This is a genomic window from Maribellus maritimus (assembly GCF_022267315.1).
GTDB lineage: Bacteria > Bacteroidota > Bacteroidia > Bacteroidales > Prolixibacteraceae > Draconibacterium > Draconibacterium maritimum.
The window spans coordinates 1-17,152 of the sequence record NZ_JAIKLE010000017.1; the positions used below are offsets into that span (position 1 = coordinate 1).

The 17,152-nt window shown below is 36.7% G+C and carries 14 protein-coding genes; 12 read left to right on the forward strand and 2 right to left on the reverse strand.

The features are described from left to right. Positions 1–147: 147 nt before the first annotated feature. From K5G00_RS15505 to K5G00_RS15535, 7 genes are all read left to right on the forward strand, one after another. Positions 148–1,743, forward strand: coding sequence for an O-antigen ligase family protein (locus K5G00_RS15505; RefSeq protein ID WP_238767094.1), 1,596 nt, complete (start codon positions 148–150; stop codon positions 1,741–1,743). Then, positions 1,725–2,504, forward strand: coding sequence for a glycosyltransferase family 2 protein (locus K5G00_RS15510; protein WP_238767095.1), 780 nt, complete (start codon positions 1,725–1,727; stop codon positions 2,502–2,504). Before K5G00_RS15505 ends, K5G00_RS15510 begins: the two co-directional genes overlap by 19 nt. An 83-nt stretch (positions 2,505–2,587) precedes the next feature. Then, positions 2,588–3,295, forward strand: coding sequence for a superoxide dismutase (locus tag K5G00_RS15515; RefSeq protein ID WP_238767096.1), 708 nt, complete (start codon positions 2,588–2,590; stop codon positions 3,293–3,295). Positions 3,296–3,350: 55 nt separating this feature from the next. After that, complete coding sequence (locus tag K5G00_RS15520; protein ID WP_238767097.1) at positions 3,351–4,130, forward strand: Rossmann-like and DUF2520 domain-containing protein; 780 nt, start codon at positions 3,351–3,353, stop codon at positions 4,128–4,130. Further along, positions 4,130–4,660 (forward strand): KdsC family phosphatase, encoded by a 531-nt coding sequence (locus K5G00_RS15525; RefSeq protein ID WP_238767098.1) that lies wholly within the window; start codon positions 4,130–4,132, stop codon positions 4,658–4,660. The genes K5G00_RS15520 and K5G00_RS15525 overlap by 1 nt, the downstream gene beginning before the upstream one ends. 1 nt (position 4,661) lies before the next feature. Then, positions 4,662–5,237: a Maf family nucleotide pyrophosphatase gene (locus tag K5G00_RS15530; protein ID WP_238767099.1), complete on the forward strand. Its 576-nt coding sequence runs from the start codon at positions 4,662–4,664 to the stop codon at positions 5,235–5,237. A gap of 125 nt (positions 5,238–5,362) precedes the next feature. Next, entirely contained in the window at positions 5,363–6,370 is a 1,008-nt protein-coding gene (locus tag K5G00_RS15535; RefSeq protein ID WP_238767100.1) for a sugar ABC transporter substrate-binding protein, read from the forward strand. 41 nt (positions 6,371–6,411) lie between these two features. Here the strand turns inward: K5G00_RS15535 and K5G00_RS15540 are convergent, their stop codons facing one another. Then, on the reverse strand, positions 6,412–8,472 hold the full coding sequence (locus K5G00_RS15540) for an alpha/beta hydrolase family protein (RefSeq protein WP_238767101.1): 2,061 nt from the start codon (positions 8,470–8,472) through the stop codon (positions 6,412–6,414). Between the two features lie 141 nt (positions 8,473–8,613). On the opposite strand from K5G00_RS15540, the gene K5G00_RS15545 reads away from it, so the two are divergent. Continuing rightward, positions 8,614–9,258, forward strand: coding sequence for an FAD-binding oxidoreductase (locus K5G00_RS15545; RefSeq protein ID WP_238767102.1), 645 nt, complete (start codon positions 8,614–8,616; stop codon positions 9,256–9,258). Positions 9,259–9,500: 242 nt separating this feature from the next. Continuing rightward, the gene (gene miaB, locus K5G00_RS15550) at positions 9,501–10,847 is read left to right on the forward strand and encodes a tRNA (N6-isopentenyl adenosine(37)-C2)-methylthiotransferase MiaB (RefSeq protein WP_238767103.1); all 1,347 of its coding nucleotides are present in this window, start codon (positions 9,501–9,503) and stop codon (positions 10,845–10,847) included. A 12-nt stretch (positions 10,848–10,859) separates the two neighbouring features. Here the strand turns inward: miaB and K5G00_RS15555 are convergent, their stop codons facing one another. After that, positions 10,860–13,352, reverse strand: coding sequence for a T9SS type A sorting domain-containing protein (locus K5G00_RS15555; RefSeq protein ID WP_238767104.1), 2,493 nt, complete (start codon positions 13,350–13,352; stop codon positions 10,860–10,862). Positions 13,353–13,771: 419 nt separating this feature from the next. Here K5G00_RS15555 and K5G00_RS15560 point away from each other — a divergent pair, with 419 nt between their 5' ends. The 3 genes from K5G00_RS15560 (at position 13,772) to K5G00_RS15570 (ending at position 17,134) form a co-directional block, all read left to right on the forward strand. Continuing rightward, the gene (locus K5G00_RS15560; RefSeq protein WP_238767105.1) at positions 13,772–14,560 is read left to right on the forward strand and encodes a 2-oxo acid dehydrogenase subunit E2; all 789 of its coding nucleotides are present in this window, start codon (positions 13,772–13,774) and stop codon (positions 14,558–14,560) included. A gap of 469 nt (positions 14,561–15,029) precedes the next feature. Then, entirely contained in the window at positions 15,030–16,403 is a 1,374-nt protein-coding gene (locus K5G00_RS15565; RefSeq protein WP_238767106.1) for an outer membrane protein assembly factor BamB family protein, read from the forward strand. A gap of 275 nt (positions 16,404–16,678) precedes the next feature. Then, the gene (locus tag K5G00_RS15570) at positions 16,679–17,134 is read left to right on the forward strand and encodes a (2Fe-2S)-binding protein (protein WP_262921376.1); all 456 of its coding nucleotides are present in this window, start codon (positions 16,679–16,681) and stop codon (positions 17,132–17,134) included. Positions 17,135–17,152: the final 18 nt, after the last annotated feature.

The window sequence follows — 17,152 nt, forward strand, 5'->3', positions numbered from 1 at the left end:
GCCAGCGCCGATGGTACTGCGTAAAAGTGGGAGAGTAGGTCGCTGCCAAATTTATTGAAGCCCGTGTTCTTACTTGAGCACGGGCTTTATTGTGTTGTTACAATAACTTTTTTGTAAATACGTTTCACTCTAAAGAAAAATCATTCTATGAGAAAACATGTGAGCAAATTAATCGATGACAATTGGTTTTTTGTATCACTACTGATATTTATTGTTGTATTACCTCTTTCACAAGCACTAGTTTCTATATGTGCTGGGGGAATACTTGCGACTGCATTAATCGAAGACAATTGGAAAAATAAATTAATACGCATAAAACAGAATAAAGTCCTTTTTAGTTTGCCTGCTATTTATGGAATTTATATACTGAGTTCTGTTGTTTCCAATAAATTTTCAGCCTCCCTGTACGATTTACAAAAAAGTCTTTTTTTTCTTGTAATACCCTTTGCGTTTATAATGGGTAAGAAAATTAATGATCAGCAGAAACGTTTTATTTTCTATTCATTTTTAGTTTCAATTATAGTTTCAACTGTAATAGCAATACTTAAATGGAAAATATTTAATACATCAGAAGTTTTTAGCGTTCACAAAGCAAGTTTAGTGTCGCATATTCGATTTAGTTTTCAGTTAATTCTTGCATTTTGGTTTGTTGTTTTACTTATCCAGAAGAATTTCAGGAAAATTACATTTTCTTTCTTCCTGTTTCTTATCGCAGGTGCATGTTATTTTGTTTTCTTTCTTTTGTTTCAACAGTCATTAACCGGTTTGATAGCGTTTGCAGGGAGTATTATATTTTATTTAATACTTTTGGGGGTAAAGTTACCGGGGAAGAGCAAAATTTTCTTTTTTATTCTTGCAATTGTAGTAGTAGCTGCTCCCTTTGTTTACATTTTAAAAACCATACAAAAATTTTATGATTTTGAGAAAGTAGATATAACTACTATCGACAAAAAAACAATTCAGGGAAATTTGTACAGCCATGATTTTAATAGCCCGATGGTTGAAAATGGCAGATATGTGTATTTATATGTTTGTCAGGAGGAAATGAAGGAGTCTTGGAACAAAGTGGCAGAAATTAAATACGATTCGTTGGGGGCAAACGGATATCCTGTTTATTCTACTTTAATTCGTTATTTGACTTCAAAAGGCCTGAGAAAAGATGCAGCAGGAGTTAAAGCGCTTACAAGGGAAGATATTCTAAATATTGAAAATGGAATAGCAAATGTGGTTTATGTCGGAAATAAGTTTTCGCTTTATCCAAGAATTTATCAGACGATTTGGGAATATTATACCTATACAAAAACCGGAAATGCCAATCAAAAATCATTCTCGCAGCGCATTGAATATGCAAAAGCAGCGATTTCGATTATAAGGAAGCATCTCTGGTTTGGGGTGGGTACCGGAAATTGGAAAGAGGAATTTAAAAAGGCTTATGCCAGAAATAATCCTCATCTAAACAAAGAATACTATGCATCTTCACACAATCAGTATTTAAACTACACGGTTAAGTTCGGAGTTATAGGATTTGGTGTTGTGCTGTTTTTTATACTTTATCCTGTGTTCAAAACGAAACGTTATAAAGATCATTTATTTCTGTTGTTTTTGGTATTTATGTTTTTTGCCAATTTTGCTGACTCAAATCTGGAATCGCATATGGGGAGTTCTTTTTTCGTGTTTTTCTATTGTATATTTATCTGTGGAGAGATAAGTTATTTTGAGTTGCCATGGCAAAAACAGCCCTAATTATTTCAACATATAATTGGCCGCAGGCATTAAATTTGTGTTTGAAAAGTGTATCAGAGCAAAGTATTTCGCCCAATGAAATAATAATTGCTGATGATGGTTCAGGCGATTCAACGAAACAAATAATCGACTGCTTCTCCAAATCTGAAAAAATTCCGGTAAAACATATCTGGCAGGAAGACCAGGGATTCAGACTAGCCCGAATAAGAAATAAAGCAATTCGGAATACAGATTGTGATTATCTGATTTTTGTAGACGGAGACGTAATTCTTCACCGTGATTTTGTAAAAGACCATATTAAAGAACGAAAAGAAGGTCGTTTTATAACAGGCAGTCGCGTTTTGCTTTCTGAAGATGAAACAAAAAGAAGGCTAGTTGCAGAAGATTGGATATTTAGAGGACTGAATTATCCGGCTAAGAATAAATTGAACGGAATTCGGAGCTGTTTTCTTTCCGGGGTTTTTTCAAAAAACAACTCAGGGATTTACAATGTAAGAGGGTGTAATATGTCATTTTGGAAAAGCGATTTGCAGGAAGTAAATGGTTTTGATGAACAATTTACAGGGTGGGGGAGGGAAGATTCAGATATTACAATAAGAATGCTAAACTGTTCCAAAACAAAATTAAGGTTGAAGTTTAAAGCCATACAATATCACCTGTTTCATAATAAAAGAGAAAGAGATGCAGTGAATAAAAACGACAGTATTTTAAATGAAACAATTTCACAAAACAGAAAAAAGGCTGTAATCGGATTAATCTAACTGAGATAAATAGAAGTAATAAAAAAATATCAAACCTTTTTATCTTCCTTTTGTTTATTTTTTTAAAATTAAGAATTAAACAAATGGAAAGAAGAAAGTTTATAACAGTTGTTGGAACAGCGGCAATTGCAGCTCCCGTGATAGGAACGTTGTCATCTTGCGCATCAGAATCAAAAGTTTTTGAAGGACATAAATTTCCGGAACTGGGTTATGATTTTAATGCCCTTGAACCCTATATTGATGCGCAAACCATGGAACTTCACTACACTAAACACCACCAGGGGTATTTTAATAAGTTTATGAGCGCGGCAGAAGGAACAGAAATGCTCAATACTCCGATGGAACAAATATTTGGAGAAATAAGTAAACATCCGGCAGGAGTGAGAAACAATGGAGGTGGCTTCTATAATCATGCACTTTTTTGGGAAAATATGACTCCTTCACAGGGTGAACTTCCAGTCGGGTTGAAAGAAGCAATCGAAAAAGATTTTGGATCGGTTGAGTCGTTTAAGGAACAGTTTGGAACAGCTGCCAAAACTCAGTTTGGTAGTGGCTGGGCATGGTTAATTTATGGTGAAGACGGGAAGTTGAAAGTAACAGCAACGCCTAATCAGGACAATCCTTTAATGGATGTGGCAGAAACAAAAGGTTCGCCACTTTTGGGAATTGATGTTTGGGAACATGCATATTATCTGAATTATCAGAATAAAAGAGCTGACTACGTTGATAATTTTTGGAACGTAGTTAATTGGGATATTGTTAACACCAGACTCACTGAAGCACTTGCTTAATTAAAATTGGAACATTGGGAAAGGCTCGTTATTTTTGAATTTTAATTCAAAAGAAATGAGCCTTAATTTTTGTTTTCTTGGAGCTGGAAATTTAGCTACACACTTGTCGAAAAGCCTGAAAGAAAAAGGATTTAATATTATTCAGGTATACAGCAAAACCAACAAATCGGCAAAAGCACTTGCTGACGTTTTAAATTCTGATTATACAACTTCGCCCGCTAAAATTACGACAAATGCCGATGTCTATTTTGTTGCGTTAAAAGATGCTGTATTTGACGAAGTTTTATCAAAAATAAATTTGGAAAATAAACTTGTTGTTCACTGTTCCGGCAGTCTTCCTATTTCTGTTCTTTCTGCGTATTCTGATAAGACAGGTGTTTTTTATCCGCTGCAAACTTTTTCTAAACAACGAGACGTTGACTTTTATAAAATTCCGGTTTTTGTTGAAGCTAATTCCGAGGAGATTCAAAATAAACTTATTCAAATAGCTGAGAAAATATCAGATTCAGTTACTGCCCTGGAATCAGCAAAAAGAAAGTACTTGCATATTGCTGCTGTTTTTGCATGCAATTTTGTGAATCATTTTTACACTGTTGCTGGCGACATTTTAAATGGGAGGGATATTTCGTTTGAAGTTTTAAAACCGCTCATTTTGGAGACTGCTTTAAAGGTTCAGGAAATAGAACCGGAAAAAGCTCAAACCGGGCCGGCTGTTCGTTTCGATGAAAATATTATTTCTGACCACTTGAATGAAATTAAAGATTTAAAAAACTACGCGGAATTGTACAATTCAATCTCAAAAAGTATTTTTGAGCATCACCAAAATTTGAAATAATGTCGTTTTTTAAAGAAGAACTCAAAAATGTAAAAGCCTTTGTTTTTGACGTGGATGGTGTTTTGTCAAAAGATGTTTTGTCGATCGGAAGAACAGGAATTTTGATGCGGACAGCAAATGTTAAAGATGGTTTTGCTATACGAAATGCAGTAAAAACAGGATTTCCGATTGCAATTATTACAGGCGGATATTCAAACAGGGTACGATTAAGATATAAACAATTGGGAGTAAAATTTTATTACCAAAGTGTTCGCGACAAAGTAAAATGTTTGGAAGATTTTATGGAAAAGAACAAGGTTGAGTCGAAGAATATTCTATATATGGGAGACGATTTGGTCGATTTTAATGTAATGAAAGCGGTTGGTATACCCACCTGTCCGAAAGACGCTGTTGCAGATATCAAAGAAATTTCAAAATACATATCAGATAAAACCGGTGGAGAAGGATGTGTCCGCGACGTTATTGAACAGGTGATGCGTGCTCAGAACAAATGGTTTACGAATGAAATGTTAAAGTCGAGAGCTTTTTAATATGGAGTGGTTTCCAAAATACAATTATATACTTGCTTCTAAATCACCCAGAAGACAGCAGCTTTTAAATTCGTTGGGGATTGATTTCAAAGTACAACTTAAAGAAGTTGAAGAGAAATTTCCTGATGATCTCACGATGGAAGAAATTCCGGTTTATCTGGCAAAATTGAAAGCAACACCTTTTTTAGCCGAACTAAAAGAAAAAGACTTGCTGATCACAGCCGATACTATCGTTTGTTTTAATAAAAAAGTGTTGGGGAAGCCTTCTGATTATGAAGATGCCAAACAAATGTTGGCCGGTTTAAGCGGAAATGAGCATCAGGTAATTTCCGGGGTCTGTCTGACTTCGGAAAAGAAGCAGACAAGTTTCTATTCAACTTCTAATGTTCAGTTTAAAGTACTTTCTGATAAAGAAATTGAATACTACATTTCAAAATTCAAACCATTCGACAAAGCAGGTGCTTATGGTATTCAAGAATGGATTGGAGCCGTTGGAATAACACATATTGAAGGTTCTTTTTATAATGTTATGGGGCTTCCGATTCAAAGATTGTACGAAGAAGTTCAAAAATTCTGAACACCTGTTTAAAAAGGTTTCAATATTTATTGTGTTATAAAACAATAGATTAAAGAAATTTATTGTTAAACTCTTCTTGCGGATATTTCGTAACTTGAATATAAACATTAATTATTCCAAAAGATATGAAACATCCGTTACGACTTATTACAATCATTTTTCTTGTCGTTTTTGTTCTGAATGGATGTGAGAAAAAACAAAATGATGAAGTAAAAGTAGGTTTTTTGATTCATGCATTGGACAAGGAAAGATGGGAAAACGATCGGGACTTTTTTGTTGAAAAGGTTCAGGAACTCGGAGGAACTGTAGAAGTTCGGATTGCCGAAAATGATGCCGGGAAACAACTGGAACAGGCAAAAGAACTGCTCGCCAACGGTGTTGATGTATTGGTCATTGTACCGGTTGACCAATTTGCTGCGGCTGATATTGTTAACGAAGCCCACACAAAAGATGTAAAGGTTATCTCTTACGACCGTTTGATAAAGAACTGTAAACTCGATTTTTATGTTTCAACCGACAACGTTGAGATCGGGGCACTTCAAGCTGATTATTTGACCAAGATCAGGCCAACAGGAAATTATGCTTTAATTGGTGGAGCGAGAAGCGACAATAATAGCCAGTTTTTGTATCTCGGTCAAATGAATGTATTGCAACCGTTGGTAGAGAAGGGGGATATTAAAATTGTTTATAATGAATTCACAAATGCATGGGAAGAGGAAGAAGGTTATGAACAAACAAAAAATTTGTTATCGGAAACTGATAAAGTGGATGCAATAATTGCCGGTAACGATGCGATCGCGCTGGGGTCAATAAAAGCTTTGACGGAAGCCGGAAAAGAAGAACAGGTATTGGTAGCAGGAATGGATGCAGATTTAAAAAATTTGCAGGAGATTGTAGCCGGACATCAAACCTGTACAATTTACAAGCCCTATGAAAAGCTTGCTGCAACGGCAGCAGAATTGGCAACAAAACTGGGCCGTTCTGAGGAATGCGAACGAACATTTCAGACCATTAGTAATGGCGAAATGCTGGTCCCTACTGTATTTCATGAGGCAATGATTGTAAACAAAGAGAATCTGAAACTAACAGTAATATCAGAAGGTTACCAAACGGAAGAAGCGGTTTACAGATAGACATGCATCACAGTAATGTCTCAAACAGTACAAGTTGGTGTTTAAAGCTGGAACAGGGAAATAATTTGCGAATCAGTTTTTTGGTTTGTAATTATTTCTCCTTCAGCATTTAAAATGTTTGTTCGTTTTATCCCCGGTGATAATACCGATACTAATTTATCAATATCATAATATGTTGAACAACCTGGAGCGACAGAAAAAGCCTGCTTCGGATTGTAATATTTTGTTTGAATTAAATCCCGGTATGATTGTATTGATTTGTTTAAAATTATTTTATCAAACGGATTTTTTAAAACTGAATAGTGTAAAACAGCCTCAGATATAGATCCATCAGCAAATACGTCAAAAGTAGTTCCCGGATAATCAGATACCAGGTATTGAGTAATCAGGTCAATAGCTTCTGCCTGAATACCTGTTACACTGATCCCAACGAGATTGGCTACAAAGGTATAGTTAAAAGGAATATTTTGAACAAAACCGTCACCTCTGAATCCCGAATCTTTTAATTCGCCTGTTCCGGGAAGATCCGCAGAAACAATAGTATATCCCAAATCGAGAAACTTTGTTAAAAGAGTAGAGTTCATTATTTTTTCTTTTCCGTCGGAATTTATCCAAACTAATAATTTGTTTGAATCGGTATTATTGCCTTTAATTTTAAAAAATGGTAAGACAAAGTCTTTATGGTCATTTTCAAGAAAATACTTCTGAATTTTATAGTTCTCGGTATCAATCTCCCCTGTAAACACTGCAGATGTATGTTTCCTCGAAAATTCTATTCCTGATATTTCTTTAACTTTTTGTTTTAATTCTGCCTGACTAAGTTCTTTTTCTGAAAAATATTCCTGATTAAGATCGTACACAGTTTTCCCTTTTAACGATGAGCCCAGCTGCCCCGTTGGAGTTACCCAAAGCTCTTCTACTTTAAATGTTTTAACATCATTATCAGTATTGTTTCCCGGATTTTTTAAATGTTCCTGAAAGAAAGCGTAAACAGTTTCTCTATTCTTTTTGGTCGATTCGTGACCACCAAAGTCTTCTGTAAAACGGATATTGTTGGCTTCCCCAACAGCTGTATATGATTTTTGAGTTTCGGCAAAAGTTTCCCGCGCGCCCTGCTGACTAAAAAAATCGTGAGTGGTAGTTACAATTAACGTTGGTTTTGGGGCTCGCATATGAATTAAATCCGGATGATCTAAACCGTTTTTTATAAAATGATATGGATTTTGCTCTGCATCCTGCGGGCCAATCGACTGAAGCAACCTTGTAAAGTTGGTAATGTAACATTCCGGCGCCGCTGCATAAATACGTTTATCAAAAGCCGCAATAAGTGCCGATTGTGTTCCGCCTCCTGAACGCCCTGTTATCCCTATTCTGTTGGCATCCACTTCTGCCCGGGTTTCAAGATAATCGATTGCCCTGACACCGTCCCATATAAAGTAATCCGAGAGTGAGGTGCCTGTAAGCAGTGTTTGTGCTCCTGCATAAGAATGCTCTGTGGTTGAACCTCCAATTTTTGATTTTCCGGTTTCCTGGTTTAAATATTGTAACCGTTCACCCTGGCCAATCGGATCAATAGCAAAAACAATAAATCCTTTTTGGACCAGATTTAGAATTACACGCTGATAGGTTTCACTTCGGAATCCCAATTCGGTATGCCCGGAAACATAAATAACTGCCGGCGCAGGATTTTGGCGGTTTTTGGGCAGAAACATACACCCGGTAACATAAAATTCAGGATGCGATTCGAAAATGACTTTTTCAACCGTAAAATTGTCTTTTTCAATTGTGCCTGTAATTTTCGCATTTAAAGGTGTTTTCCGAAATTTTTTCAAAGAAGCACCAAATACCTGGCGTGTTTTTTTCTGGTAGCTTAACCAGTCATCTTTTGTCTGCAACTGCTGAATTCTTTCTTGTCTTTTTTCCAGCATGCCCAAAGCTTTGTTAGTAATGATTTTATACAATGCTTCATCATTGTTTTTGTATAAGATCCACTGGCTATCTTGTCCTTTGTTGTTATTTAAAACCGATAACGATATTTCCTGTGAAAAGCCTGAAAAATTTAAAAAGAGAATTGAAAGAAATAGAAAAATTAGTCGGTTCATATCTTAAAAATTATTTTGTCAATAAAGTTAACCAAATTCATTTATAAAAATTGGCGATCTCAATCCTTAGGTTGTTTTTTTGCCCGGGAAAATATATTTTATACTTTTGCAGAAATTTTAATTTAGATTAAATTTTAATAATTGAGAGAGTTTAAGGTTGAGATTATCAGGTATTTAACCGATTCAACGTATGTTGTCAGGATAAAACGAAACGGTTTCAAATTTCAAACCGGACAGTTTGTTATGTTGAGCCCGGAAAAGCTTGCTCAGCAGCGTGAGTATTCGGTATACAGCGGTGAGAATGATCCGTACATTGAAGTTTTGATTCGCGAAGTGAAAGATGGAGACACGTCAAAACGGCTAAAGTTGTTACATCCCGGCGATAAATTAAAACTTGATGGACCTTTTGGTTTTTTTAATTTTCATCCTGACAAGTTTACTGGAGATCTGTTTTTATTTGTGGCTACAGGAACCGGAATCAGTCCTTTTCATAGTTTTATTCGAACGTTTCCCAAACTCAACTATCATTTGATTCATGGGGTGCGTTATGGTCACGAGGCTTATGAACACGATGATTTTGCTAAAGACAGAATTACATTGTGTACTTCCGGTGATTCATCAGGTGATTTTGAGGGACGGGTAACAGATTATGTGACTTTACAAAAACTAAATCCGGATACCAATTGTTTTTTATGCGGAAACAGTGAAATGATTACAGAAATGTTTGATATTCTGACGGCAAAAGGAGTGCCGGTATCAAATATTTATTCAGAGGTTTATTTTTAGAAGCCTTTTGGTTTTCCTCTAAGGCAAAAATTAGAAAAATGACAATTAAAATTAAATAAAAGAAAGTGCTAAAAAGAAGTCATCTGTTTTCCAACTTTTAAAAATGAAACGGGCAACCAAAAAAAAATAATCGTGGAATTGAGTGGATGTTTATGCGAGTTACACGAGGCTGGAAATGCCTGAATTTGTTCTGTCTTAGGTAGAATTTGTAGAGTAAAAATGTTTAAAGAAAAAAGAAATAAGTGAAATATCACGTTATTACATTGGGGTGTCAGATGAATTTGTCGGACAGCGAAAGGGTAATTTCGGTTTTGGATGAAGCCGGATATGAGTGGACCGATAATGAAGAAGAGGCAGGGTTGATTGGGATTTTAGCGTGTTCGGTGCGGCAAAAAGCTATAGATAAGGTGTACTCCCGTATTCATAAATGGAACAAGTGGAAAGATCATAAAAACCTGGTTACCTTTATTTCAGGATGTATTCTTCCCAACGACCATGAGAAATTTCTAAAACTTTTTGACATTACTTTTCAAATGAAAGATTTGCCAAAATTGCCTGAAATGATCAGTCGTTATGGTGTAACTACACCGGCACAGTTAAAAATCGGTATTGATCCACACAATGAAAATATTGAACGTTTTTGGAATGTAAAACCTTCCTATCAGTCGAATTACGAGGCTTTTATTCCTATTCAGAACGGATGCGACAAATTTTGTTCGTTTTGTGCGGTGCCATACACCCGTGGCCGGGAAGTTTCGCGGCCGTCGAAAGATATTCTGGCAGAGCTCGCATTACTGGTGGCACAAGGTTTTAAGTCAATTACCCTGCTGGGGCAAAATGTAAATTCTTATGGTCTTGATAAAAAAGGAGAGGAGGTTACTTTTCCTGAGTTGCTTCGTCAGATTGGCGAAATGGGCAAACGGTTGAAAAAAGAATTCTGGGTCTATTTTACATCTCCTCACCCACGTGATATGACGGATGAAGTAATTGAGGTGATTGCGCAGTATCCGGTACTGGCCAAACAGATTCACCTTCCCATGCAAAGTGGAGACGACAAAGTATTGATTCGGATGAACCGCAAACACAATATGGGAAAGTATCGGGATATCGTACATTCCATCAGGCGGCTTATTCCTGAAGCAACACTGTTTACTGATATCATTGTGGGATTCACAGGTGAAACAGAAGAGCAGTTTGAAAATACGCGTCGTGCTATGGAAGAGTTTAAATTTAATATGTCATACACAGCTATGTATTCTCCGCGTCCGGGAGCTACCAGTCACCGGTGGGATGATGATGTGTCGCAGGATGAAAAAAAAAGGCGGTTGCATGTTCTCACCGAAGAGTTACGTAAATACAATGTGCCGTATAACAAGAGTTTAGTTGATAAAACTCTGCGTGTTCTGGTTCGCGGCGCCGACCGAAAAGAAGGATATCTTTCCTCGCTTACTGAAGGGAAACTGATAGTACGCTTTGCATCTAACAATAAAGATTTGATCGGACAGTTTGCTGATGTCAAAGTCGTTTCTGCGTCCGATTTTTCGTTGGAAGGAGAATTGGTAAAAGTGAAAGAAGCCGTAACTCAGTAAAATTTGAAAGAGCTAGCGATTACTTTTATTTAAAATTAAACATTTGGAAGTGAGTAACTCTTTTGGGGTTTGAATTTTAATAAAATACATTCCTGTATTCCATCTTTGAGTAGAAATTGATGCTGTAAACAGGAGACCACCAATATTTTTTGCGTTTTGATAAACCAGAATTCCGTTGGAATTAAAAACTTCGATATTAATTGTGCCACTTCCTTGTGTTTTCAAATCGATTGTAATCTTATCGCTAGCTGGATTGGGATATACTTTTAGTTTTGTCGGGGCTTCCTTTTTATTTATTGTATTATTTGGCGTAGCTGTTTTTTCAAGGTTTTCGTATAGAAGTACTTTTTTATGGCCCCAGCCAATTGACAAAATATCCAGATCACCGTCGTTATCTATATCAACGGTTACGGCGCCGTCGTGGTGTTCGTCTCCTTTACACACAAGATGACGTTTCCAAGCCTTCCCATTGCCCGTCACGTTTTCATAAATATACATTCCTGCGCTGTCAGGTTCTGCGAGATTATGCTCTCCCACAATAATATCAATATCTCCGTCTTCATCCATGTCAGTTGCATCTAAACTCATAGGTCCAACAATATAATCGATAATATTTTCTTTCCATTCCGCTGAAGTTGAACCAGGCTGTTCATACCATGCTAGTTTTCCCAATGTACTTATAGCTTGAAATCCAATAACTGCATCAGGGAAACCGTCGTTATCGATATCGGCCAGTTTATTTCTATCTGGTTCTTCATCAAGGAAATGTATTGTATCCAACTGCCAGCTATTCAAATTATTTTTTAACCAAGTTGTTCCCAGTAATAAATCCGGTTCTCCATCCAAATCGATATCACCGGAAGAGAGACATTCATCCTGAGAGAACTCAGAGATTTTTTCCCATGTCCATATTTCTTCCGAAGGATTAGATGGTACAGTAAGTGTTTGTACTCCTTGTCCGCTGCTATGCCATGACAAAGCGACAAGATATGGCGATTCTTCTCCCTTTTTTACTACCGATGCCCCTTGCAAAAAATCACCCTGAGCAGGCTCAATATTATCGAAAATTGTAAAGTTACCTTTACCATCATTTTGCGCCCAAACAAAATTGGAATTTGAAATTGATACTCCCCCTTCTGTTCCCAAAATATCATAATCCCCATCATCGTCAAAATCGTACACAAGAGCCATATTGTTCAAAGGTGATCCTATATCGTGTCGAACCCATTCTCCCTCTGAAACTCCTGGGTTTGCGTACCAGCGTCCTCCGGTTATTATTTCAGGCAAACTGTCTCCATTTAAATCTTTTCCGTCTATAAATAGCGTAGTCCAGCCTTTGTCGCTGTCAATCTCATACCGTCGCCATTTATCAAGCGAATTTGTATACGTTAAGACCGTGTCATTAGTCTTGTTTTCCCACAACTCAATTTTTGTGTTACTGCTCCAGTTTGCCCCATAAAGGTCATAATCGCCATCCATATCAACATCAACAATTTTCATACTATGAGAGCCAGTAGTAGCCAGCACCTGTTTTTGCCATGTTGAGCCATTGTCCTGATTTATCAAAATAAACACCTCATCAGGGTCTTCACTTTGGTGCATTTCAGCCGCTGCCACATCTATTTTTTTATCGTTGTTAAAGTCCGCTACACCCAAAAAATGACAGACAGTCTCAACTTCGTCTACGATTATATGTTCTGTCCAGCCTTCATTGTAAACATCCTCAGGATGTTCGTACCAGGCTATTTTATATTTTCCACCGCCAGGCTCAGAAGGAGCCAATATGATATCGTTGAGACCATCGTTATTCATATCTCCAACAGCCACATAATTATGGGGATAGTCCCAAGAGGAGGTATAAGTGTGGTTTACCCAGTTGTCTATATTTCCGGTGTTTTCGTACCAAAATCCCCCAATCAGCAAATCAGGGTACCCATCTGTATTCAAATCGAATACTTCTAATCCTTCTCCTAAAGGGCATTTTTTTGAAAAGTAATCCCAATCATCTGCCGTTTCACCTTGTATGAAAAAATAAATAGTATCACCGTTATCGTCCATGCTTTTTTGGTTACGAGCTGCAATATCTGGTTTTGAGTCATTGTTAAAATCGGCAATTACAATATCATGAACGACAAGTTGCGGATGAACCAAATGCTTTTCCCAATCAGGGCCTTTATACCAATATAAACCAGGAGCATTAATTGCAAGAACATCAGGAATACTGTCTCCATCTAAATCTGAAACTTCAATATCCGTTTTAATTTCATCCTCCGATATAATTTCTTTTTTCCATTGGGGGTACTGGTACCAGACTAAATTTCCATATCGGCCTCCAGCTATAAGGTCCGGATAACCATCTTTGTTGAGGTCTCCGACCGCTTTACCCCAAGGATTAGTGGGGCCATTTTCATCAATTATTACATGTTCAAATGGTACTTGTCCGATAACTATACTGTTAATAACTACAAGAAAAGCAGAGAGTATATTTTTTATATTGAGGATCATATTTTCAAATTTTCAGTTAACAGAATAAGTATTAAGAGAAGATATGAATTGTTCGCAGATTAATTTAGTTAATTTTAGTTCGGTTTTGTTCAAGCATCATTCAAATTATTCAAAATAGTAAACGGATATAAAGGCAGGTTTGTTTACCGTATTTAAAAGATTTTAATCTGATTAATTGACTGTATACAACATAACTTTGTTGGTTCATAGCTATAGAAAAGAGTTGCCCGTTTTTATTGGAAAAAGGAATTGTCTGATTATTTCTCCGTTTTAAGCATCAGATAAATAAGGACGAATATTAAGGAATTATTTTACGAACCAGAAATAAGACTTAGAGAACGTAAGTATATTTGTTTATTATATTTTGTGTGGTTGTAAGTGTTTGGTAGCGAGATTAAAAACAGTATTTTTAATTTAAAATGAAGAGCCAGTTTCAAGTCCGCGCTATTCCATCCTCAAGAATAGCAACTTTTGATGTATTTTCTATCGGATTAAAAAAGCATCATGTAAGCGCTTTAATAGAATTTGATGTAACCGACATCCGCAGAAGAATAAAAGAACTTAAAAAACAAGGAGAAAGAATATCACTAAATGCATGGATGTTAAAAGCTATATCAAAAGCATTAGAGCAACATCCGGCTGCAGCTTCATTTTTATCAGGAAGGAAAAAGCTGATGGTATTTAATGACGTTCGTATTTCATTATTGGTTGAAAAAGAAACAGAAGGACAAAAAGTACCGCTACCTGTTGTGATTGAAAAAACGAACCGGAAAACAGCATTTGAGATAACAAAAGAGATTAATGCAGCCAAAAATAAGCCGCTTTCTCCTGACGATATTATATTAAACAAGTCTTTAAAAAAATACGAGTATTTGTATTATCATTTACCTCGGTTTTTACGTCTGGCGATTTGGAAATATATTTTACAAAATCCAAAATTAGCTTATCGTAAAATGGGAAATGTTGCAGTAAGCTCTGTGGGCATGATCGGGAAACTAAATGGCTGGTTTATTCACAAATCCATTCATCCGATTTCGTTTGGATTAGGTGCCATTGTAAAAAAGCCAGTTGTAATAAATGATGAAATCAAAATCAGAGAAATTTTGAATGTTACTGTTTTAATTGATCATGATGTAACAGATGGAGCGCCCATGGTGCGTTTTTTGAAAAAACTGACAGAAATTGTCGAATCAGGGGAAATCGAATAGAATCAATTATTTTCAAATTTATCTTTACACTCCCGAAAAACACTTAATGGGGAGCTACTATGTTTTTTTTTAGCTGTTTGATTTCAATAGGCATTCGTTTGAATTTTGTAAGGATGAAAGTCCTGTAGGTAATAATTTAGTCAGCTAAGGTTGAATAAATGGATAGTTAGTTTTTAATTTTCGTTAGTTTTCTTTCCGAACTAATTGGAAATTAGCAATAGTAGCGACTGTAAGGTGTTGGCCTTACCCTTTTTCTCAAGAGGTCAACCAATATTTTAAATCACTACCTGTTGTTCGCAAGTATGTTTTTTTTGAAAACGGTTTGTTTTATGTAATTTGTTGGTTTATATTTATTTATAAGATGAAAGTTTTTCTTATGCTAAAATTTATATCTGTAAAAAAATATTACATTTCAGGTAGATTTTTGAAAAAAATGATTTTATTGAAGTAACCAAATAAAACAACAACCATGAAAAAACTATTCTTTCTCATTTTAATTCTTTTTTTTAGTTCTAACATATTTGCACAGGACTGGCCTCAGTTTATGGGACCAAACCGGAACAGCATTTCTCCGGAAACCGGCATTTTAAAAACTTGGCCTGAAAGTGGGCCTGAAGTTTTATGGACCGTTGATATAGGTATAGGCTATGGAGGCCCCGTTGTTAAAGACGAGAAAGTATATTTGCTCGACAGGGACGATGAAGTAGGAGATATTATGCGTTGTTTTGATATTACAAACGGAAATGAACTGTGGAGTTATAGTTATGATGCTGAGGGATCTGTGATGTTTCCGGGCTCACGCAGCGTTCCGGCTGTTGATGATAAGAATGTTTATTCCTGCGGACCTTACGGAGATCTCTTTTGTATAGATGTGAACATGCATCAGCCTGTATGGAGAGTAAATGTGTGGACCGACTTTGGAGGAGATCCAGGCAATGTTCCTTCTGATGATACAGGTGGCAGACCAGGTGAGTTCGGACGAAACGGAAATTTTCCAACATGGGCGATTTCACAATGTCCCCTCCTTTATGATGACCTGCTTATTATTGCATCACAGGCTCCTGAGGCCGGTGTGGTTGCATACAATAAAAATACCGGCGAAGTAAAATGGAAAACACCAAATCTTGGTCTGACAGGATACGTGAGCCCGATTTTGGTAAAGATAGATGGCAACGATCATGTTGTTATGGTTACTGCTTCAGGAGGAGGACGTGGGGGACAACCCCTGGACCCTGGCAATGTAGTTGGAATTGACCCGCTTTCAGGAAAAGTTTTATGGGAGTTCAGCAATTGGATTTGCCGCATACCTGTTCCAAGTGCAATTGACGCCGGCGACAATAAGCTGTTAATTACTGGTGGTTATGAGTTGGGAGCTTTGATGATTCAGGTAGAGAAAAAAGCGGATGGAAGTTATGTTACAAATGAATTGTTCAGGACCGAAGAATTTGGAGACCAAACCAAAACACCAATTTTGTACAACGGATATTTTTATGGCGAATACGGAACCAATAACAAACGAGACGGACTAAGTTGTATGAATATGGATGGCGAAATTATGTGGAAAACCAAACGTGACCCTGACTTTAACAAAGGAAGTATAATTATTGCCGATGGTTTGATGCTTGCTACCGATGGTTCAAAAACATTGTATTTAATTGAGCCTAATCCAAATGAATTTAAGCCACTGGCATCAGCTGAATTGCTTGGAGAAGGCCCCGAAGGAGACTCAATGTCTTCAAGGTTTGGCGGTAGAACTCAAAACTGGGCTCCACTGGCACTTGCTAACGGAAAATTACTTATTCGAGATCAGAGCCAAATGAAATGTATTAAAGTAGTTGAGTAAAATATCTGTTTAAAGAAAGATAACTTAATCTGCATTCTGGTTGAAAGTCCGTGTGTTAAAGCATGGACTTTTTGTTTACTATCTCGTAGCAACACCAAAAATGAGAGCAGAAGCATTGTGTAGTTCTTCAAAAACAGAATAGACCTCAATACAAAAACTACCTTATCAATAATCTGAACATCAGAGGTGATCCTAATGAACCTTTACTCATAAACATCTGTTACATACATAAATCTCGAAAATTTTAGAAGTTAAAATCTTTTATTTTTTTACTTATGGCAGTTTTTAATCTTAACATCAACGGAAAACAACAGCAGGTAGATGTAGACCCATCAACGCCGATGCTATGGGTACTCAGAGATCATCTCAATCTGGTTGGAACAAAGTTTGGCTGTGGTGTTGCACAGTGCGGAGCATGTACTATTCTTTTAGATGGTATGGCTGTGCGTTCATGTATCACTTTTGTAGATTCAGTTGGTGACAAAAAAATAACCACTATTGAAGGGCTTTCGGAAAATGGAGATCACCCATTGCAACAGGCATGGCTGGAACATGATGTTCCGCAGTGTGGTTATTGTCAGGCAGGCCAGATAATGAATGCTGCAGGTTTGTTGATTGCAAATCCTCATCCCAGTGATGAAGATATTGAAACAGCAATGCATGGAAATTTATGCCGCTGCGGTACCTATACCCGCATTAAAGCAGCTATCAAAACAGCCTCCAGTTCATAGTAGCGAGAATAATTTTGT